Here is a 21,310-nt window from a genome sequence, read left to right as displayed (position 1 = left end):
GCATATATTTTGCATGAATCTTGAACACCTAAAATGGTACAAAGTTAACACATTAGGATAGAGCAACATTTTTGAGGATGGTCATTGGCCCTTGTTCCTTGAGAATCTCCATTTCTGCTGCGTTTCGCACCAGCAAAGCACCAGCGAATCCTAATGAATTCACAGAGATAGATTGGAAATGCTCCTGCCTTCGCGGTACGATTAACATCCATTCTCGTGTCGCTAGCATATTGTAAGCACCCAATTGCCTTGCATCTAAACCTACAGCCCCTAGCAAACTGTGATAAACTTCTAGGGTTGCTTGGGCTGCTGTAAATGGCGATCGCATCAAATCAGGATTTAGTGGCGCAAAAGCGTGTACAAAAGGAAGCTTTGTTAAAGTTGCCTTCGAGTCTTTAAATTGTGCTGCTGTCAGTAGAGGTTCAGTAGGTATCTGTAACCCTGAAGATGCAAGCGGTAGTGGTACTAATTGCAAGTGTTTGTGTCGCTGACTAGCACCTGCGCTTTTGCCACTGTTGTAAAATGCTAAACCATCAAAATCAGCTAAACACGCCCACATAGCTGCAAAATCTTCCAAATTTAGCAAACTTTCCTGTTCCTCGAAGGCACGGGTAATGATTAGCAGGTGATAATCGACAACATTGTATTTATTAAAGATACATACATGAGTATCGGAGATATCCGCCACAAATAAATCTTCTTCATAAGGCAAAAAAGGGTTAAACTCTTCACCAGAGAGAACAGATTGTTTTTCTTGCTTTTCCTTAGCTGCTTTTTTGCGATTCAGATTAGACAAAATCCGCACCAAAAAGCGCACGCCATCCTGTTCGACAAATTCAAATTCTGTCGGTATCGACAGTAGCGCCCCGCATTGCAAAGCATATTCAGTTCGTTCTTTAACACTTGTCCATAAAGTGCCAGGTTTCAGTAAGATTTTCCCCTGTGGCATTTTTATTCCTTCAGACATGGTATGCAACACGCAGTCAAGTTAACGTTATATTGGCGAATATAAATCTTTCTGGCTCTAAGTTTACACGGATGACAACTGTGTGCCTCTACGGAGGAGTATATTCTAATAACGTTTAGTTAAATACCAAACCTTTCACAAAAACGCAATACCTCCGCAACAAAACTGTCACAAATCATATCTACATTAGTAATACATCTAAATATCTTTCCAGACAGCAATGCAAAACCAACCTCGTGATGGAGAACACCCATCAAATAGCATTTTATCCAACACTGCTGACACCAAATATCATAATCAAGCACCCTGGAAAAAGGCTGCCGCCTCTCTATCGCTAGTGCTGCTGGGATCGGGTATGACATTGGCAGGTGGCTACATGGCTGGACATTCTCAGCAGGTGTCTGAAAGTGCATCGAATTTAGCAGTAAGTCGAGTAAGTGCCGCCCCCCCATTAGCAGCTGGCACAGATCCTAACTTTGTTACCCAGGTGGTGCAAAGAGTTGGCCCGGCTGTGGTGCGAATTGATTCTTCCCGAACCGTAAAAGCCCAGATACCAGATGAATTTAACGATCCATTTTTTCAACGCTTCTTTGGCTCTCAAATGCCACAACAACAGAATCGGGTAGAACGGGGTACTGGTTCAGGTTTTATTATTAGTGCTGATGGTCGTATTCTCACCAATGCTCACGTAGTTGATGGTGCTGATACGGTGACAGTCACACTTAAAGATGGACGTAGTTTTAAAGGAAAGGTTTTAGGAAAAGACGAGTTGACTGATGTTGCTGTTATTAAAATTCAGGCGGATAATCTACCGTTAGTAGCCATAGGTAATTCAGATAAACTGCAAGCAGGAGAATGGGCGATAGCGATCGGCAACCCCCTTGGATTAGATAATACAGTAACTACCGGAATCATCAGTGCTACCGGACGCAGTAGCAATCTAATTGGCGCTGCCGATAAGCGAGTAGAGTATATTCAAACTGATGCAGCCATTAATCCCGGTAACTCCGGCGGGCCACTGCTAAATTATCGTGGCGAAGTGATTGCCATGAATACAGCCATTATCCAAGGCGCACAAGGATTAGGTTTTGCTATTCCCATTAACACAGCACAACACATTTCCAGTCAAATAATAGCTACAGGCAAAGTAGAACATCCTTACCTGGGAATTCAAATGATAGGGTTAACGCCTCAGCTAAAACAAAATATCAACTCAGATCCCAATAGTGGTTTGAGTGTGAATGAAGATAAAGGTGTCTTAGTTCTGAAAGTTATGCCAAATTCGCCCGCAGCTAAAGCCGGGATACGTGCTGGTGATGTTATCCAAAAACTCGGTGGGCAATCAGTCACAGATCCGAGCAGTGTCCAAAAAGTAGTAGAAAATAGCCAAGTCGGTGGTGATTTGCGCTTAGAATTACGTCGCAATGGACAAAATCTTAACGTAGGCGTACAACCTGCGGCTTTCCCCACCCAACCAGTACAATAAAAGTTTTTCTATTGAGTCAAAGTGAATTTTTTGGGATGGGTATTTTGCCCGTCCCTTTTTTTAGGTGGCAAAGTTGAGTTGCAGCATCAGTGAGAGGTTAAGGATAAATCATTAATTTATTAATTCTCAGTAGATCGCAAACTTTCAGAAACTGACGCAATAATAAGGGTTTCAGCCATCATTAATTGGGTGGAAGCGGCGTTTGTTTCAGTCCGATCGCTTTGTGTTAACTCAGGGTGTCGCCTGAAACGCTGATTAATGGGTTATTTTCTAGTGTCTGGGTGTTTTGTTGAAACGCCTATGTGGTAGGGGTTATAAAAAACTTTATGAGCTACTGATTTTTGTAGTACACTGCAAATACAGTGTTGAAAATAAAAAAATGCTATGTCTATAATAAAAAGTATCGTAGAAGCTGCTGGTGGCGCTGAAAATGTGAGTAAGGTCGTAGGTCAAGCTGGTGGTGTTGCTGGTGCTGCTGCTGGTGCTGCTGCTGGTAGTGCTGCTAGTGGTGCTATAGCATCAGCTGCAACATCAGCTATTGTAGCATCAATCGCGCCAACAATGGCTATAAATAGTATTCTGGCTACTGTAGGTGCATCTACAGGAGTAGCGATAGGAGGAATCTCAGCACCTTTAGGCGTACTAGTAGCTGTATCTCCTGCTATAGTTGTTGCTGCTCCAGTAGTAGGTACAATAGTGGGCGGAATTGCTGCGTTTGCAGCTTTTAAAGCTATCTTTAAAAAATAAAGAGAATTGAAAAGTTAATCACGACTTATGTTGTAATGCTTTACACTTGGTTAGAGTTGTAGCTCACACGTTAGGCTCTCTCACTTATAAAAGTATTGTTTTGACTGTTTAAAAGTCCCCTTTAGAAATATTCTAAAGGGGCATTATTTTTATACTTACAATAAATAGTTAGGCATAATTCAAAGATACAAAAAAACTTTGATTTGTAGTGAGCTATTTATCGCTTCTCCAGATTTATCAGAACTAAACTCCTGACTACAAACTTAAATTTATTTATGCCTAGCAAGAAGTTGCAAGTAAATTTTAAGCTAGAGGGACTGCTGGTTGCGGCCAGCGTCCTACTGCCTTACCAATTATTGCTAATTCTTGCATCAATTTATCAAAACGCTCTGGTGTCACAGATTGAGGCCCGTCAGATAAAGCTTTGGCAGGGTTGGGGTGAACTTCTATCATCAGAGAATCTGTACCAGCTGCCAAGGCAGCCATTGCCATTGACGGCACAAACTCAGACCAGCCTACACCGTGGCTGGGGTCAATCATAATTGGCAGGTGAGTCAGCTTTCGCAACACTGGCACTACTGATAAATCCAGCGTATTTCGCGTATACTGACGGTCAAAGGTGCGTATTCCCCTTTCACACAAAATCACATTGGGATTACCAGATGCCAAAATATACTCAGCAGCCATCAACCAATCTTCAATAGTAGCCGCCATTCCCCGCTTTAAAAGAACTGGTTTCGGCTGCGCTCCTACTTTTTTGAGCAAGGAGAAATTCTGCATATTCCTTGCTCCCACCTGAATCACGTCAGCAACTTCGACAATCTTATCCAGGTCGGCTGCATCCATTACTTCTGTAATAATACCTAGTCCACTAACTTCTCGCGCCTTCGCTAATAAATCCAAAGCACTCTCGCCGTGTCCTTGAAAGGCGTAAGGTGAAGTCCTTGGTTTGTATGCCCCGCCGCGCAAAAACTTGGCTCCAGCCGTCTTAACACGCCGGGCTGTCTCCACAATCATTTCTTCATTTTCTACGGAGCAGGGGCCAGCAACTACTACCAAAGGCTGGTGTTCACCAAATATCACATCTCCATTGGGAGTATTAACTACTACTTCCGACGCTTCACCGTGACGGTATTGGCGGCTGGCTCGTTTGTAAGGCTGCTCTACCCGTAATACCTGCTCAATCCAGGGGCTAAGTTCCTGAATTTGTAGTGGATCTAAGCTAGCAGTTTCACCAACAAGACCAATAACTACTTTGTGTTGACCAACAATTTTTTCTGGAGTTAGCCCCCAGCTAGTTAATTCCTGATCAATGCGGTTTATTTCCGCCTCTGGGGAACCACTTTTCATTACTATAATCATGTAAAACTTCCTGATTAATTGAGTATAGGACTTAGGCACTGTACAAATTAGTCATAGTATGCTTTTACCGAAATAGCTTGTTTCAGACTTTGACTAATTATATTTTTACCGATAAATTAACCGTGGAGTAGGGGTTTAGCAATGCTAAACCCCTACGAGAAATATGGTTTTTCCTCGGTATATATTTATTGTTTTCTGTCAATGCGTAAGTCCTAGAGTAATATTTTTTTGTAAATGGCCTAACCTTATTCTTGCCTATTGGCCTAATTATGAATAGTTAAAAACAAAATTTATTTACAAAATAAATAGACAAAATTATAGCGCTCAGTCAGTAGTTTTACTACTGGGTAGCTGGATGTAGGTATAAAAAGATTATATAATTTTAATTAGCAATGTTGAAGTTATAAAATTTTAACTTCAACATTTACTTCTTCTTTTACCCAATATCACAGTTACCTAATACCTGAGCGCCGTTTATTATGAGTTTTTTTGCCGAGTTTCGCGCCAAACTTCCACCATTCGTCCCCAATTGGTGTTGAACTCACCCAAACCTAGCAAACTTCCAACTCTTTCTTCATCCCAAGAGGCAGAAAGAACGCCATAAGTTATCCCTAAGACTCCCAAACCAAATAATCCCATGTTCACCAATAACACAGCGATGGGAGGTAGTTGGATGTCGGAGTAGATAGCAAGTAAATAGCTTACAACCAGGGCGCTAATGCCCAAAGCTGTTGGTACGCCACAGAACACAGCTACCCGTCGGATCATGCGCTGGCTGACTACTTGGGGAATAGCCATCTCTTGTTTGGTGTAAGTCTGTTTTTTATCAGCCTGTTTGCCTGATTCTTGTGGCTGTGCTGCTGGTTTACTTTGAGTTTTTGCGGGTTTTTGGCGCTTTTTGTTTGGTTCAAAGGGCAGACGACTGCGTTCAGATTCTTCAGCAGACATAAGCTTTAGTCCCTATCCACGAATACCGAGGCGAGCGATCAAAGCTTGATACTTTTCGCGGCTTTCCTGCGATATGTACGCTAGAAGGCGCTTGCGCTGACCAATTAGCTTCAACAGTCCCCGGCGAGAAGAATGGTCTTTTTTATTTGCCTGGAGATGTTCGCTGAGGCGGTTAATGCGCTCAGTTAGCATGGCAACTTGGACATCGGACGATCCCGTGTCGGTTTCGTGAACTTGGTAATTGGAAATGATTTCTTGTTTCCGCAGTTGCGTCAGGGCCATGATTGATTCAATTTCTAGTTTTTCTAAATGTATCTAGCAGTCTCCCATAATATCACAGCCCTTAAGCTGGATGTCGAATCATCTTTGCTGCTACACGTTGCAATCTAGAATACTAAGTAAAAAATAGCGATCGCATCTTAACCGCCTTGCGAACTCCACCGCCCTAATTTTGCCAAACAATTATAGTTTCACAGAATTCTACAATTCAATTACTATTCGTTGTGTTAATCTCTTTGTTTGATAATCGTACTTCAATATGAGATACCAGGTAGGGGGTAGTCTCCGCAGTGACGATCCCACTTATGTTATCCGTCAGGCAGATGAAAAGCTTTATACAAGCCTGAAGGCTGGTGATTTTTGTTACGTCTTCAATTCTCGACAGATGGGCAAGTCATCGCTATTACAGCGCACAAGTTATCGTCTCAGAGAGGAAGGCTATAGCTGTGTTTACTTAGATGTGACTACATTGGGTAGCGAAGATACTACACCAGAGCAATGGTACAAAGGCGTTATTATCAGCTTATTTTATGCCTTAAATCTGGTGGAAAAAGTCAAATTTAAGCAATGGTGGGAGATGCAAGCGGGTCTTTCCTCAGTGCAAAAACTACACCAGTTTATAGAAGAAGTCTTGCTGCCAAACACCAAAGCCGAACGTATTTTCATCTTCATTGATGAGATTGATAGTTTGTTAAGTTTAAATTTTCCTGCTAGTGACTTTTTTGCCTGGATTCGTCATTGTTATAACCAACAGGCACACGATCCGAATTTTCAACGCTTGGGATTTACACTATTTGGGGTAGCTAGTCCATCTGACCTAATTTCTGACAAACGTCGCACACCTTTTAATATTGGTACAGCAATAGATTTACATGGCTTTCAACTCCATGAAACCACGCCATTGTTAAAGGGATTAGAGGAAGTTATCACTCAGCCGGAAGCAATACTTCAAGAGATTCTTTGCTGGAGTGGGGGACAACCATTTCTTACCCAAAAACTCTGTCAGTTAATTGTCCACACAGCTTTACAGACATCTAATAGAAAAATTGATTTACCACCAGGAACAGAAGAATTTTGGATAGAACAATTTGTGCGATCGCAGATTATTCAACACTGGGAAGCCAAGGACGATCCCGAACACCTCCGTACAATTCGCGATCGCCTACTTTTTAACGAACACCGAGCCGGAAGATTACTAGAGCTTTACCAACGAGTGTTGCAAGCAGAAGAAGCAGGGGAGCAGGGGAGCAGGGGAGCAGGGGAGAAAAGTTTTCCTCTTCGCGTGTTTCCCCGTATGCCCGATCTTTGTGTGCCGACAGATGATAGTCAAGAACAGACAGAACTGTTGTTATCTGGTTTAGTTGAGAAACACAACGGCTATCTCAAAATTAAAAATCTTATCTATCAGAATGTTTTTAATGCAGAATGGGTGAGCAAGCACTTAGACAATCTTCGCCCCTACTCCCAAACATTTAATTCTTGGGTAGCTTCTTCCTTTCAAGATGAATCACGTCTTTTGCGAGGACAGGCTCTAAAAGACATTCAAAACTGGGCACAGAGCAAAAGTTTGAGCGATTTGGATTATCAATTTTTAACTGCAAGTCTTGAATCCGAACAGCGCGAAGTGCAAACCGCATTAGAGGCAGCCCGCGCCAAAGAAGTAGAAGCACGACTAGCCCAAGAGAAAAAAACTGCTAAACTGCAAAGATTTTTGCTAATTGCAGTGTGTATTGGGTTGCTCGTTTCTTCCTCTCTGGGAATAGGAAGTTTCATTTTGTACCGTAAAGCTCTTAAAAGCGCAAGTCAAGCCAGAAGCAGCGAAATTCGAGCGCTTGTATCCTCTTCTGAAGGATTATTTGCCTCAAATCGCAGATTGGATGCACTCATAGAAGCAATTAAAGCCAAACATCGGTTGCAACGACTAGGTAAACCAAACACAAGTATTCAGCTTCAGGTTGACAACGTATTACGTCAGGCTGTTTATGGAGCAGACGAGTACAATCGTTTTTCGGGTCATACAGCAGCTGTTTTAGGAGTAGATGTCAGTCCAGACAGTTCTCTGATTGCCTCAGCAAGTATAGATAAAACGATCAAGCTTTGGCGACGTGATGGTACAAAAGTTGCAACTCTCAAAGGTCATCAGGCAGCAGTTAGGGCAATCGATTTTAGCTCTGACGGCCAGATACTCGCCTCGGCGAGCGAAGATGGCACTATTAAAATCTGGAAGCGAAACGGCACTTTGCTAAACACATTCAAAGGTCATACTGCTTCGGTCTGGGGAGTAGCGTTTAGTCCCGATGGTCAGTTCCTTGCCTCTGCCAGTTTCGACAGAACTGTGAAACTCTGGAAGCGAGATGGAACCTTGCTGAAAACGTTTCAAGGTTACACAGTAGGATTTTGGGGAATCACCTTTAGTCCTGATGGTCAAATAGTTGCGGCGGCAAGTCTCGACAAGACAGTAAAACTCTGGAAACGTAACGGTTCCGGCGGGTGGCAAAACGCCAAGCCTTTACAACCTCTCCAAGGTCATACCGGTTGGGTTGTAGGAGTAGCTTTCAGCCCTGATGGTCAGACTATTGCTTCAGCGAGTGAAGATGCCACTGTCAAACTTTGGCAGCGAAACAGCACAGGCGAAAGCTACCACCTTGATAAAACTCTTAAAGGTCATAGCGCTGGGATTTCGGGAGTCGCCTTTAGTCCCGATGGTCAAACTATTGCTTCTGCCAGTCTCGACAAAACAATTAAACTTTGGAACATTGATGGTACAGAATTGAGAACGCTTAAAGGACACACTGCATCCGTTTGGGGAATCACTTTTAGTCCAGACGGCAGCTTTATTGCTTCAGCAGGCGCAGAAAACGTTGTTAGACTCTGGCAAAGTCAAAACCCATTCCAGAAGCCGCTCATTGCCCATAAAGCGGGGATTTGGTCAATAGCTATTACCTCCGACAGTTCAGCGATCGCTACAGCTAGCCACGAAAACACTGCTAAAATTTGGAGTCGCCAAGGTAAATTGCTCAAAACTTTTACTGAATCTGGGGGCGCAATCTTTGACGTTTCATTCAGTGAAGACGGCAAATTAATTGCGCTTCGCACTTACGATGATAAGGTAAAACTCAAGAAGCGAGACGGCACTCTAGTCGCTACTTACAAAGATCCTCTCGGTAAACTCTTAGCAGCAGTGTTGAGTCCCGATGGACAAGCGATCGCAATGGCAAATGTTGATAAAATTGCTCAAATATGGAAACGCGATCGCCTTGCACCACAGATTCTCAAAGGACATCAGGCGGAAGTATGGCACGTCCTATTTAGTCCAGACGGGCGACTTGTTGGTTCAGCTAGTGGCGATAGTACCGCTAAATTGTGGACGCTTGATGGTAAGTTATTCAAAACCCTTGTAGGTCATTCCGCGACAGTATGGAGAATAGCCTTTAGCCCTGACAGTAAAATGGTAGCTACTGGAAGTGGCGACAATACTGTTAAGTTATGGACAGTTGAAGGCAAGTTGCTGAAAACTTTTAAAGGTCATACGGCTGCAATTTGGGGAGTTGAGTTTAGTCCCGATGGAAAAATTGTTGCTTCTGGGAGTGTGGATGCTACCGTCAAACTTTGGAAGTTAGACGGTACAGAAATCACTACTCTGAGAGGACATACCGCAGCAATTAGGGAAATTGCCATCAGCCGGGACGGGACAATGCTTGTCTCAGGGGGTGATGATAACACGCTCATTCTCTGGAATTTGCCGCGAATTCTCAACTTAAATGCACCAGCTTATGCTTGCGCCTTAGTGCAAGATTATTTGAAAACTAACACAGCATTAGAGGAGAGCGAACGCACTCTTTGCAATTAACTTGTCTTCTGTCATTCTGAGAAAAGAAAAATAATTATAAGTTTGTAGATTAGGCTAAAGCGCAAACAACAAATAATCCATATCTATCAATGGTTTTTTCACAGATTACAATTACTAAAAAAATATTTTAGCTGTATAGCTTGGCAAGTCAGTGACTAAACCATCTTCTCCAACTTGTACCTCCCGATTCGTGAGCCAATCTCGCCAATATTCAGCAGATGGGAGTCCTGAAATTTTATATTTATTTAGATTCTGCTCGGAGAAATTTGCCACGACAACTACACGAGAATTCTGTTCATCCCATCGGATATAAGCCAGCACTTTATCATCGGCATTTTCGTAGAAAAACTCGATATTGTCACTTTGCAAGGCTAGATTCTGTTTGCGTAGAGCAATGAGTTTTTGATAATACTCAAATAAATTATGATTTTGATCGCCTGACAACAAAGACCAATTAATCTTCTGTGGCTTAGTTACATCTTTGCTTTTTTGCTGATATTCGCCAAACTCTTCTCCCATCCACAGCATTGGTATACCCATCGCTGTGATTAAGAGAATGCCTCCTAACTTCGCTCGCTTAAAAGCGTCTGCGTCAAAGATACCGCGATCGCCTAATTCTCGCAATAGATGTTCGCGATCATGGGTTGCCAAATAATTTATCACATTGGTAGCGATCGCATAACCCTGCCGCCTGGGATCTAAAATTTGTTTTAGTTGTTCTAATTCAAATGTTTCTCCACAAATATATGGAACTATAAAGTACCGAAAACTCTCATGCCAACAAGCATCTAATGGCCCATCTGGCTTAACTACAGTCTTTGTATCAGGAATATGTTCAGCAATATTGTAAAACTCCTTAGGTGCAGCATATTTTTTCCCTTGCTTCGCCAGCCAGTCTAGAAATTCTAAGTTAGCTAACTGGCGCACCGCATCAAATCTAATTCCATCAATGTGATACTCCTGTATCCAAAACTGTACCACATCTCCAACGTATTTCCATGCAGGTTTAACATCTAATTTTTCATCATAATTATCATAATTAAACTCTGGCCCCCAGTAATTATTTGGGTCTTCAGGATAATGCATATATTCGTAATACCAGTAATTCCGGTCAATTAGCATTAACGGACATTCTTCATCTGTGTGGTTATAAATTCCATCCATAAAAACGCGAATGCCTCTAGCATGACACTCATCTATTAATCGTTTTAAATCTTCTGTCGAACCATAACTAGATTCTGTCGCAAAGAAGTGGCGGACTTTATAGCCCCAATTATAGTTGCCTGGGTACTCATTAACTGGCATTAATTCGATTGCATTAACTCCCAATTCAACCAGATAATCTAACTTGGTAATTATCCCTAGATACTTGCCTCGTTTGTCAAGCTCAACCTCATCACCAGTAAAATCTGCAACGTGCATTTCATATATGACTAATTCACGATTATCGGGCAAAGGTTTTTCATCATGTTGCCAAACATAAGTATCAATAATGCGTTGCCCATTTGTAATCCGCACCATGCTGGATTTTTCTGTTTCATTAACATTTGTTGCATTAGGGTCAATAACATCTACCCATTCATCAAGTCCAAATTTTGGGCTTTTGCTTTGAACGCGAAATTTATATTGATAAATGCCATCTTCGAGTTTTACTTGAGTGCGAAAATAACCATTTTCACTTTTTACCATTGGAATTTCTTTCCACTCATAAAAAGAACCAATTAAAGCCGCTCTTTCGTTACGAGGAGCAAACAACGTAAATTCAATTAAATTTCCCACTTCCATTTTTTTAAATCGATCTTCTCGTAATTAAACTGTGGCAACACCCATGAAAATACAAACATTAAGTAAGTGGGCAAGAATAAATCAAACTATCTTATGCAATGTTAGGACTTACGCAAAATTATCTCAAAAACCTGATTCATCGTAGCGGTAATTCCTGAATTACCGCTACTTCAGAAGTTTTTGCATAAGTTCTGAATGTAAAAGTAATTAAATATAAGATCAAACCTCACCCTCAATCCCTCTCCTTACTAAGGAGAGGGAAGCCAGAGGCAGGGTGAGGTTTTATATTGAATTTGACCCACTTACTTACTAAAAACCTTGAATTCTCCATGACGACTTACACCAAGAAGAGAATTATATTATTTATGATATCTTTTCAAAGGATACTTCCTTCCAAAAGACTATACATCTATCTTTAGTTAGTCTTGTTTACAAAGAAATATCTGGCTTTTCTTTTTGCTTATTCGTGAGTTTTTTATAAGATAGAAGACTTATTTTCTCCTGCTTCAATAAACGCCTCAAACTGACCATCAGGAGTCCATTGAATAGCCCCATCCCGTCCTGTAAAAAATAGTTTCGTTTTGCTTTGATTTAATTCAGATAAAACTTTTGGATCAAAATTAGCAGAAGACGCGATCGCTACTTGTGGTTGCAGAGCAATAACCAAATCTTTTAATGACTGAGGAGAACACCAAAGCACTTGTGGCCGAGATAAACTCCCATTTTTAACTAATTGTTGTACCTCTTTAGACTTGACATTACCAACTAATAACCAATTCTGATCTAAAATTTGCAATTGTAAAATAGGTAATTGATCGTTGATTAACTGTACCACTATTGAACCTGTTTTTACAGCTTGACCAACTGCCATCGGTTGGTAAGAACCCTGATATTTTTGTAATTCTTGTTGAATTGCCTGAGTCGCAATAGAATTTTTTGGATTAGGAGAATATTCATAAAAATTCTTTATTGGTAAACGTTGCATTAATTCCAACCAAGCATTACTTTCATTGCCTTGAAAATCAGTTGCGATCGCCCAATTGATTTGATTTACACCCTGCTGTTGTAAAAACGGTAAAATTGTGAAACGTCCAGTTCCTTCATCGCCACTATTAATTACAGTTACAGTCCCTCTATCTTGAACAACTACAATTGGTTCCGTACCAGATTCTAATACCGTTATTCTAAATAATGTATTTGTAGAATGCCAAAGGGGGATGAATACTAAACCGATTGCCATCACATTAGCAACCCACCACCGACGTTGCCACCAAGGGACTAGCCAAACCAGTATAATCAGTGCGTAAATCACTAAAAGCTGCCAACTAGATATACTACCGACAGCAACAGAATTTCCTGGCAACTTGCTAAAAAATTCCACTAGTTTAATTAGCCAGTCTGTCGGGTAATGTAACACCGCAGCTAAGAAACTTCCTGCGGGAGTCCAAATTAAACCCACTAAGGCACTAATGATACCACCGATACTAATAATCGAAATTAATGGGGTACTAACCACATTCAGCAACAGACTATAAGATGGTACAACTCCAAACACAAAAAGTTGTACAGGTAAAGTCCAAAGAGTCGCAGCGAGGGGAACGGCAATCAAAGAAGCGATCGCAGGTGGTAGCCATGCTAGGCGGTTGACTAATGGAGGTACTGTTACAATTAATCCCAGTGTTGCTAAAAAACTTAATTGAAAGCCTAAATCCCAAATCCATAGAGGATTAAACACTAATAACAGAGTTGCTGCTAATAGTAATGAGCCAAACTGTTTTACCTTCCTTTTTAATAGCAGCCCAACTAATGCCGCAAAACCCATAATTACGGCTCTGAGAACCGCAGGCTGAAAACCTGTTAAACTCAGAAAAATAATTAAAGCCAAAAACCCAAGGGTAAATTGTGTTCCCTTTTTTGCCCGCCTCGTTAACTGTAAGATCACACTCAAAATCAAAGAAGTTTGGAACCCGGAAGCTGCCAAAGCATGAGCTAATCCTGCTTGTACAAACAAATCGCGGATATCGTAGGGTAAATCAACAGCTTTGCTACCTAAAACCATTGCACTCACAAGAGGCCCTTCAGGGATACCCAACCACCGAACTTGCGATCGCACAATTCGCTCTCGAATTTGCCACCATCCCCATTTACGTTCCTGATCCAAAACATTTATTTGTCGCCCAATCAAACCAGCAAACGTTCCTTCTTGCTTGAGAAACTTCTGAAAATCGAAACCACCAGGATTGGAAGCCGCCTTTGGTTTGTATAAAATCCCAGTCACAGCAATTTGTTGACTAGGGTATAACCCAGTAGCCTGAAGTATAGGCACTGTCACATACAATTTGCCCGTTACACCTTTTGGCACACCTACTGAACCGTTTTCATTTTTGACTTCATCTATCTGAGTCGCTTCCAGCCAAAATTGTCCTCGCTGACTGCGAGTTAATCGGGGATTACTCGCCACTTCCCCACGAACAATCACAAGTTGTTCTTGATTATTGCTATTTCCAGGTGGGACGAACTGACTAATATCTTTTGCATCTGGTTGCGGCACTCGCCATTGAAAATATACAGTTGCCAATAATCCCACCAAACCAGCAGCTAGCCATATTCGAGGATGGGAATTAGTTTGCCAAGTGTTAGATACAGCCTTATTTTTGCTTCCAGCATTTTCTGCTTTCTGATCGAGTTGCCGTGGGCTGGTACGTCTTCTAAAAACAATTGCTCCCACTATCCCCAAAACCAAAATCCACACACCACCCCAAGGAACTGCTGTAAACAGCAACCCAAAAATGTAGCCAAGACAAATAATTACACCACTGGTTTGAATCATAAGATTTTTTGTAAAAGCACCTGAGAGTCTGAATTTGCAGCTGGCTTAAAAATAGCTAGGGGAGCAATAAGTAAGTGGGTCAAATTAAATACCTCACCCTGCCTCCGGCTTCCCTCTCCAAAGTATCGGAGAGGGATTGAGGGTGAGGTTTGATCTTATATTTAATTACGCCTACCTACTTAGAGAAAAACCCACGCGGAGCAACCCACGCTGCTGAAATTGGTTATGAAATTCAAAAATCAAATATTCTAAACTCTTATTATCTGCACCTAGAACGCTTCTACATAAGCTTTTCATCTGTTTTTATCAGCAACGCCGAAAAATTTTATGCTTGTGGTGAAGTATAGTCCATCAAGTTTATACAAACAAAGCCCGCCTGTGCGGGCTTGATCCTTATAGCCTTAATGTTCGTTCTAGATTCAAGATTTAATTTTTAATCAATTTGGTTACAACTGAAATTTTATTTTTAATCGCAAATCCGCCAAACTCTAATTATTATGTATAGTTTTTAATTCCTGAAAATGCGATCGCGCCCTTTTACCAACGCGATCGCTAAATTTTCTCTCCCTCCACTAACCAATAAAATGCAGATGATTGATCGCCGCACTAATTAGATTATGGGTAACAGGAAGACTATCCACGACCATTCCCAGACACAACAGCATCATGTAGGAGATGGAAAAGAGAAACAACTCTTTAGCTACAGCGCGATCCTCTGGATTGTGCAACAACCGCCAAGATTTGTGGATAAATAATCCTCCCAGACTTACGGCGATCGCAGCATAAAGAATTCCACTCGCACCCAAGGGATAAAACAATAACACGGTTGCAACTACAGTTAACAGCGTATAGTACCAAATCTGACGTACTGTTGCTGCATCACCTTCAATTACAGGTAGCATTGGTATGCCAACCTTTGCGTAATCATCCCGAATCATCAGAGCTAGCGCCCAGAAATGGGGTGGTGTCCACAAAAAGACGATGCCAAAAATTAACCATGCTGACCAGCTTAAAGTCCCTGTGACAGCAGCCCAACCCACTAACGCCGGAATTGCCCCCGCTGCCCCACCAACAACGATATTCTGGGGGGTGTGGCGTTTTAGCCAGTGGGTATAGACCAAAATATAAAAGACGATACCAGAGAAAGCTAGCAGTGCGGCTAACAGGTTGGCAAATACTGCCAAGAGTGTAAAGGAAATCGTTGCTAGTGCGATCGCAAAAATTAGAGCATCGCGCGGCTGAACTTTACCGGAAGGCATGGGACGATGGCGCGTCCGCTCCATGTCATAATCAATATCCCGGTCATAGATACAATTAATCGTCTGGGCGCTTGCAGCAGCCATTGTGCCACCAGTGAGAGTTACTAGCAACAGCAATGGGTCTACTTCTCCCTTAGCAGCAATCCACATACTCCCAGCCGTAGTAATCAAAAGCAACGGAATAATCCGAGGCTTCGTTAGCTGGTAATAACTTTGAACTACCTGGAGAAATGTTTCGTGGTGGCGAGAGACATTAGTCTCAATCATTTTGGCTCTGGTTCCTTATTTTTCAACAACTTATATACAGCCCCGCTCAAACTGGCTCTTTCAGACAAACAAAACACAGATTTTCTCCACCTGCGTGCATAGATCGCAATACTCGCCGTTGCGTCCTTCATCGTTTAGTAGGCAGTGGGGAGATGAGGGAGAAGGATCAATGCCCAATGCCCCATTCTCAATGCCCCATTCCCTATTCAGCACTAACTGAATCACGTAATGCAAGAACTGTGAAAGCTACCAAAGTACCCAGTAAAGCTGCTCCTATAGCTTGGTGAGAGACGGTGAGAGGCTCGACTTGGAGATGTAATTTGAAAGTGGCGAATCCCAACAAGATTTGTAAGCTCAACAACCCCCCAGCTATATTTGCCAGTCGCCGCAAGGCTGGATGTAGCGCTGGTGTACGCCAACAGATAAATACCATTGTCAAGGTTGTCACTGTTGGCGGCACCAAACCAGCAATATGGCTGTACATCACAGTACAAAGTTGAGAATCGCCGAGGCATTGGTGTAGCGCCCAGCGAGAGCCTACCAAAGCACCCAAGAGACTTTGCAGGTAAACCAGAACAGCAGCAGTTAAACCTACCCAAGGCAACTTCCCAACGGTTCCATTGCCCTTATAGGGAGTAAGTGCCGTGCCGATAATCAGCAGGGTGCTAAAAAATAACAGCGCCGTTCCTAAATGAGCGGTAACGATATCAAACCGCAACAGTTCGGTAACGGTGAGTCCTCCCAAGATGCCTTGGAAGACGATGAGAAACAGAGCGAATGTGGATGCCCAAGGCAGCCAAGAGGGTAAGACACGACGATGCCACCAGGATAAGCCGAAGAGTGCGATCGCGCTTAAACCAATTAAAGCTGCATCCAATCTGTGAAACCACTCCAGAAACACCTGGAGGTTCATTTGCTTGGCTGGTACGAGTTCGCCATAGCACAAGGGCCAGTCTGGGCAAGCAAGTCCAGCATTCATCACGCGGGTGGCACTGCCTATTGCCATCAAAATTAAGGTGGCTATGCATATTTTCCACACCAAGCGCCGAATCATTTCCTTGGGCTTTTGCTGCTCAACCGCCGCTTCATTTTGTTGTTGTAGGACAAATTCGCTCATGAAGGATACCTTCTGCCCGCTCTTGGTGGATATCTTAAAATTTTCAATTGTTCTTTTAGCGTGCTATCTTCACCCTAGCGTATAGGCTTAGGGTTTATAGATTAGCACTCACTTATACTTTCAATCACTCCAGAAAGGTTTTGCCTGAAGCTTTAGGTATTTTTCAAGATGTGAAAAATTGATTGATGACAATTAATTTAAGCATTCTAAATTTTTCCTTAAATTTTTTCATTGATTTTGAGAGAAGGCAGAGGACAGGAGGAAATAATCATGAATTAAAACTTTAGTTTTGGGTATAAAATCCAGTAGTTCAATCCCACGGTTTTAAATGGCTCTAGGTTAGTCCTACTTCTTGCCCCCTGCCTTCTGCCTTCCGATAGTCACCTTGTACCCAAAATTAGTAAAATAGTTAAAAAAATTAATAAAAATTTCAGACCTTTCGACTCTACGCCTTCCAGCCTAGACTACCTTAGATAAGTGGGCAGCTTTAAGATAACGTAGTAAATTCAATTAAGTAAGCCGTGAAGATTCCAAGTTCAATCTGGACATTACTCATTGGCATCGTGCTAACCCTAGCCAGCCTTTGGTACGGTCAAAATCACGGTCTGTTGCCAACAGCAGCAACAGATGAAGCCGTATTAGTGGATGGTCTGTTCAACGCGATGATGATCGTTTCTACAGGTATATTCCTGTTAGTTGAAGGTATTTTAATTTACTCTGCATTTAAATACCGTCGGCGTGCAGGTGACAATGAAGACGGCCCGCCAGTTGAGGGCAATGTACCTCTAGAAATTCTCTGGACGGCGATCCCAGCAATTATCGTTTTTGGCATTTCTGTTTACAGCTTTGATGTTTACAACGAAATCGGTGGCTTTGATCCCCATGCGATCCATGCAGCAGCACCGATGAATCAGGAATCAATGGCAATGTCTGGCAGTGCTATGGCTGCAACTTTAAGCGATACTACTCCTAGCAGCGAACCGAACCTCAATCAAGAAAAATCTGATGAGGCAATGCAAGACCCAGCTACAGCAGAAGTTCGTAATGCTGACCAAATTCCCCAAAAGCGGGATGCCCCTGGTGTAGGGGTTGTTTCTCCCACGATTGGGGCAGGGGCAACTCCTGATAAAGCAGGCAAACCAGCAGGATTACAGGTCAACATCACTGGTTTACAATATGCCTGGATTTTCACCTATCCTGAAACTGGTATAACTACAGGTGAAATGCACGTCCCCATCGGGCGAGAAGTGCAAATCAGTATGACAGCCAACGATGTCATCCATGCCTTTTGGGTTCCAGAGTTCCGCCTGAAACAAGATGCGATCCCAGGTAGACAAAGCGAGATTCGCTTTACCCCCAATAAAGCAGGAGATTATACCCTGATCTGTGCTGAACTTTGTGGCCCCTACCACGGTGCAATGAGAGCGCCAGTAGTTGTTGAGTCAGAAGAAGCCTTTGACAAATGGGTTCAAGAACAGCTAGTTGCCAGCAAAGAAATACTCAATCAAGCCGTTGCTGTTAACCCTGCGAATCTATCCCCAAATGAATTTCTTGCTCCTTACACCAAGGACATGGGAATTAAGCCAGAAATCCTCCATCAAGTTCACCATTAGTCAATATATTATCTAGTCAAAATCCAATGACTAATGACCAATGACCAATGACCAATGACCAATGACTAATGACTAATGACTAACGACTATGACACAAGCTCAGTTGCAAGAAACTGCCAATATCCCCGCCCTTGCTGAGGAACCAGGGATCAGAAAATGGCAAGATTACTTTGGCTTCAACACCGACCATAAGGTGATTGGAATTCAATATCTAGTCACTACGTTCATTTTTTACTGTATTGGTGGGGTGATGGCTGACTTGGTTCGTACAGAACTGCGAACCCCAGAAGTCGATTTTGTCACCCCTGAAGTCTATAACAGCTTATTTACGCTGCACGCCACAATCATGATTTTCTTGTGGATTGTGCCAGCTGGTGCGGGTTTTGCAAACTTCCTCATTCCCTTGATGATTGGGGCAAGGGATATGGCATTTCCGCGCTTGAATGCTGTTGCCTTTTGGATGATTCCCCCTGCGGGTTTATTGTTGATCGCTAGTTTATTGGTAGGCGATGCACCGGATGCGGGTTGGACTTCCTACCCTCCCCTGAGCTTGGTAACAGGCCAAGTGGGTGAGGGAATTTGGATTATGAGCGTCCTTTTACTAGGTACGTCATCGATTTTAGGGGCAATTAATTTTCTCGTCACATTGCTCAAGATGCGTATCCCCGGTATGGGGGTTCACCAAATGCCCTTGTTCTGCTGGGCGATGTTTGCTACCTCGGCACTGACTTTGGTCTCTACGCCAGTGTTAGCAGCAGGTCTAATTCTGCTTGCCTTTGACTTAATTGCTGGGACAACATTTTTTAACCCAACTGGCGGCGGCGACCCGGTTGTATACCAGCACATGTTCTGGTTTTACTCTCACCCAGCCGTTTACATCATGATTTTGCCATTTTTTGGGGCAATTTCAGAAATTATCCCCGTCCATTCCCGCAAGCCGATTTTTGGCTATAAAGCGATCGCTTATTCGTCTCTAGCCATCAGCTTTTTGGGGCTAATCGTCTGGGCACACCACATGTTTACCAGTGGTATCCCCGGTTGGTTGCGGATGTTCTTTATGATCACCACCATGATCATTGCCGTACCTACGGGAATTAAAATTTTCAGTTGGTTAGCAACGATGTGGGGCGGAAAAATCCGACTTAACAGTGCCATGCTGTTCGCCATTGGCTTTGTTGGTACCTTTGTGATTGGCGGGATCAGTGGTGTAATGTTGGCATCAGTGCCTTTTGATATTCACGTTCACGACACCTATTTTGTGGTAGCACACCTACACTACGTCCTATTTGGCGGTAGTGTTCTCGGCATTTATGCGGCGATTTACCACTGGTTCCCAAAAATGACGGGACGGATGGTGAACGAATTTTGGGGTAAGGTTCACTTTGCCTTAACAATAGTTGGTCTAAACATGACCTTCTTACCCATGCACAAGCTGGGATTAATGGGCATGAATCGCCGCATCGCTCAATATGACCCCAAATTTACCTTTCTCAATGAAATCTGCACTTATGGCGCTTACATCCTAGCAATTTCGACATTCCCCTTCATCTTTAATGCGATTTGGAGTTGGTTATACGGCGAGAAAGCTGGTAATAATCCCTGGAGGGCGCTTACCTTAGAGTGGATGACAACCTCACCACCTGCGATCGAGAATTTTGATCAAACCCCAGTACTGGCCACAGGCCCCTACGACTACGGTTTGGAAAGGGCTAACGAAGATGTACCTTTATCTGATCCCAATCCAATCTTGTCTGGAGGGCCAAACTCAGTATTAAGAGCAGAACCCGATCCAGCCGTTGCTGCTAATCCCGAAGACAGGAAATAAATAGAGGACTGGGGACTGGGGACTGGGGGCTGGGGACTATGGACTAGTTAATCAATTCTCTTACCAATGCCCAATGCCCAATGCCCAATGCCCAATGCCCAATGCCCAATGCCCAATGCCCAATGCCCAATGCCCAATTCTCCACTTATAAAAATTCATGCAAAGTCAAACTATTGACCCAGCTAAAACCGAACTAAATCATCACCACGCGGCAGAAGCGTCTGTTAGTCATCACGAAGAACATCCAGACCATCGCCTGTTTGGTCTATATGTCTTCCTGATTGCTGAAGGGATGATTTTTATGGGCTTATTCGGAGCCTACTTAGCTTTCCGTGCTACCTTACCTGCGTGGCCTCCAGCCGGTACCCCAGAGTTAGAACTATTATTACCTGGAGTAAACACCATCAATCTGATTTCTAGTAGTTTTATCATGCACAATGCTGACACTGCTATTAAAAAGAACGATACGCGGGGGGCACAAATCTGGTTAGCAATTACGGCGGCAATGGGTGCTATCTTCTTGGTAGGGCAAGTATATGAATATACCCATTTAGAATTTGGTTTAACTACCAATTTATTTGCCAGTGCATTTTACGTTTTGACCGGTTTCCACGGATTGCACGTTACCATCGGCGTTTTAGCAATTGTTGCCGTGTTATGGCGATCGCGCCAACCGGGTCACTACAGTAACGAAAAGCACTTCGGCATTGAAGCAGCTGAAATCTACTGGCACTTCGTTGACGTGATTTGGATTATTTTGTTCGGATTACTGTATCTACTGTGAGTATTAATTATTAGTTGTTTATTCCACGCGAACAACTTAATCGGCCCCCTATTGGGGGCTTTTTTAATTAATAGTTTTATTCTTTACCTAATAATGTTTCCAGAAAATATATTAAAACAAGTATAGGCTAATCCCTTTGTTACTTTTGCTAAATACAATAAGACTTACGCATTGGTAGAGAAGACCTAATA

General features: G+C 42.7%; 15 protein-coding genes. 7 read left to right on the top strand and 8 right to left on the bottom strand.

The annotated features are described in order from the left end of the window. Positions 1 to 52: 52 nt before the first annotated feature. Entirely contained in the window at positions 53 to 949 is an 897-nt protein-coding gene (locus V7K38_RS19160) for an ATP adenylyltransferase family protein (protein WP_334859976.1), read from the bottom strand. Positions 950 to 1,187: 238 nt separating this feature from the next. On the opposite strand from V7K38_RS19160, the gene V7K38_RS19155 reads away from it, so the two are divergent. Continuing rightward, on the top strand, positions 1,188 to 2,453 hold the full coding sequence (locus V7K38_RS19155) for an HhoA/HhoB/HtrA family serine endopeptidase (protein ID WP_334859975.1): 1,266 nt from the start codon (positions 1,188 to 1,190) through the stop codon (positions 2,451 to 2,453). Positions 2,454 to 2,837: 384 nt separating this feature from the next. Next, positions 2,838 to 3,200 (top strand): hypothetical protein, encoded by a 363-nt coding sequence (locus V7K38_RS19150; RefSeq protein WP_334859974.1) that lies wholly within the window; start codon positions 2,838 to 2,840, stop codon positions 3,198 to 3,200. A 303-nt stretch (positions 3,201 to 3,503) separates the two neighbouring features. Here the strand turns inward: V7K38_RS19150 and aroF are convergent, their stop codons facing one another. The 3 genes from aroF to rpsO form a co-directional block, all read right to left on the bottom strand. Continuing rightward, positions 3,504 to 4,562, bottom strand: a complete 1,059-nt coding sequence (gene aroF / locus V7K38_RS19145) for a 3-deoxy-7-phosphoheptulonate synthase (protein ID WP_334859973.1) — start codon at positions 4,560 to 4,562, stop codon at positions 3,504 to 3,506. A gap of 477 nt (positions 4,563 to 5,039) precedes the next feature. Further along, positions 5,040 to 5,510: a PAM68 family protein gene (locus tag V7K38_RS19140; protein ID WP_094331028.1), complete on the bottom strand. Its 471-nt coding sequence runs from the start codon at positions 5,508 to 5,510 to the stop codon at positions 5,040 to 5,042. 12 nt (positions 5,511 to 5,522) lie between these two features. Then, on the bottom strand, positions 5,523 to 5,792 hold the full coding sequence (rpsO, locus tag V7K38_RS19135) for a 30S ribosomal protein S15 (RefSeq protein WP_196526018.1): 270 nt from the start codon (positions 5,790 to 5,792) through the stop codon (positions 5,523 to 5,525). A gap of 256 nt (positions 5,793 to 6,048) precedes the next feature. Here rpsO and V7K38_RS19130 point away from each other — a divergent pair, with 256 nt between their 5' ends. Further along, positions 6,049 to 9,639, top strand: coding sequence for an AAA-like domain-containing protein (locus tag V7K38_RS19130; protein ID WP_334859972.1), 3,591 nt, complete (start codon positions 6,049 to 6,051; stop codon positions 9,637 to 9,639). A 114-nt stretch (positions 9,640 to 9,753) separates the two neighbouring features. Here V7K38_RS19130 and V7K38_RS19125 read toward each other — a convergent pair whose 3' ends face one another. Continuing rightward, a complete protein-coding gene (locus V7K38_RS19125; protein WP_334859971.1) occupies positions 9,754 to 11,418 on the bottom strand; it encodes an alpha-amylase family glycosyl hydrolase in 1,665 nt (554 codons plus the stop codon). 481 nt (positions 11,419 to 11,899) lie between these two features. Then, positions 11,900 to 14,254, bottom strand: a complete 2,355-nt coding sequence (locus tag V7K38_RS19120; protein ID WP_334859970.1) for a ComEC/Rec2 family competence protein — start codon at positions 14,252 to 14,254, stop codon at positions 11,900 to 11,902. 149 nt (positions 14,255 to 14,403) lie between these two features. Between V7K38_RS19120 and V7K38_RS19115 the strand changes: the two genes are divergently transcribed. Beyond that, a complete protein-coding gene (locus V7K38_RS19115; protein ID WP_334859969.1) occupies positions 14,404 to 14,601 on the top strand; it encodes a hypothetical protein in 198 nt (65 codons plus the stop codon). 225 nt (positions 14,602 to 14,826) lie between these two features. Here the strand turns inward: V7K38_RS19115 and V7K38_RS19110 are convergent, their stop codons facing one another. Together V7K38_RS19110 and V7K38_RS19105 are read right to left on the bottom strand one after the other, a co-directional pair. Continuing rightward, on the bottom strand, positions 14,827 to 15,780 hold the full coding sequence (locus V7K38_RS19110; RefSeq protein WP_334859968.1) for a heme o synthase: 954 nt from the start codon (positions 15,778 to 15,780) through the stop codon (positions 14,827 to 14,829). Positions 15,781 to 15,982: 202 nt separating this feature from the next. Beyond that, entirely contained in the window at positions 15,983 to 16,897 is a 915-nt protein-coding gene (locus V7K38_RS19105; RefSeq protein WP_334859967.1) for a COX15/CtaA family protein, read from the bottom strand. 521 nt (positions 16,898 to 17,418) lie between these two features. Here V7K38_RS19105 and V7K38_RS19100 point away from each other — a divergent pair. The 3 genes from V7K38_RS19100 to V7K38_RS19090 all read left to right on the top strand — a co-directional run bounded on the left by V7K38_RS19100 (position 17,419) and on the right by V7K38_RS19090 (position 21,119). Next, complete coding sequence (locus tag V7K38_RS19100) at positions 17,419 to 18,510, top strand: cytochrome c oxidase subunit II (protein WP_334859966.1); 1,092 nt, start codon at positions 17,419 to 17,421, stop codon at positions 18,508 to 18,510. 88 nt (positions 18,511 to 18,598) lie between these two features. Then, entirely contained in the window at positions 18,599 to 20,335 is a 1,737-nt protein-coding gene (ctaD, locus tag V7K38_RS19095) for a cytochrome c oxidase subunit I (RefSeq protein ID WP_334859965.1), read from the top strand. 157 nt (positions 20,336 to 20,492) lie between these two features. After that, positions 20,493 to 21,119 carry a cytochrome c oxidase subunit 3 gene (locus tag V7K38_RS19090; RefSeq protein ID WP_334859964.1) on the top strand — a complete coding sequence of 209 codons (627 nt, stop codon included), beginning with the start codon at positions 20,493 to 20,495 and terminating at the stop codon, positions 21,117 to 21,119. Positions 21,120 to 21,310: the final 191 nt, after the last annotated feature.

The organism is Nostoc sp. (assembly GCF_036917465.1).
Taxonomy (GTDB): Bacteria; Cyanobacteriota; Cyanobacteriia; order Cyanobacteriales; family Nostocaceae; genus Nostoc.
Note: the sequence above shows the minus strand (reverse complement) of the source record. Positions and strands in the feature narration are given on the sequence as shown.

Excerpts from the sequence above, each read along its gene's own strand:
- V7K38_RS19140 (WP_094331028.1), bottom strand. The coding sequence starts at position 5,510 with ATGTCTGCTGAAGAATCTGAACGCAGTCGTCTGCCCTTTGAACCAAAC.
- ctaD (WP_334859965.1), top strand. The coding sequence starts at position 18,599 with ATGACACAAGCTCAGTTGCAAGAAACTGCCAATATCCCCGCCCTTGCT.
- aroF (WP_334859973.1), bottom strand. The coding sequence starts at position 4,562 with ATGATTATAGTAATGAAAAGTGGTTCCCCAGAGGCGGAAATAAACCGC.
- V7K38_RS19130 (WP_334859972.1), top strand. The coding sequence starts at position 6,049 with ATGAGATACCAGGTAGGGGGTAGTCTCCGCAGTGACGATCCCACTTAT.
- V7K38_RS19090 (WP_334859964.1), top strand. The coding sequence starts at position 20,493 with ATGCAAAGTCAAACTATTGACCCAGCTAAAACCGAACTAAATCATCAC.
- V7K38_RS19150 (WP_334859974.1), top strand. The coding sequence starts at position 2,838 with ATGTCTATAATAAAAAGTATCGTAGAAGCTGCTGGTGGCGCTGAAAAT.
- V7K38_RS19105 (WP_334859967.1), bottom strand. The coding sequence starts at position 16,897 with ATGAGCGAATTTGTCCTACAACAACAAAATGAAGCGGCGGTTGAGCAG.
- rpsO (WP_196526018.1), bottom strand. The coding sequence starts at position 5,792 with ATGGCCCTGACGCAACTGCGGAAACAAGAAATCATTTCCAATTACCAA.
- V7K38_RS19160 (WP_334859976.1), bottom strand. The coding sequence starts at position 949 with ATGCCACAGGGGAAAATCTTACTGAAACCTGGCACTTTATGGACAAGT.
- V7K38_RS19110 (WP_334859968.1), bottom strand. The coding sequence starts at position 15,780 with ATGATTGAGACTAATGTCTCTCGCCACCACGAAACATTTCTCCAGGTA.
- V7K38_RS19120 (WP_334859970.1), bottom strand. The coding sequence starts at position 14,254 with ATGATTCAAACCAGTGGTGTAATTATTTGTCTTGGCTACATTTTTGGG.
- V7K38_RS19155 (WP_334859975.1), top strand. The coding sequence starts at position 1,188 with ATGCAAAACCAACCTCGTGATGGAGAACACCCATCAAATAGCATTTTA.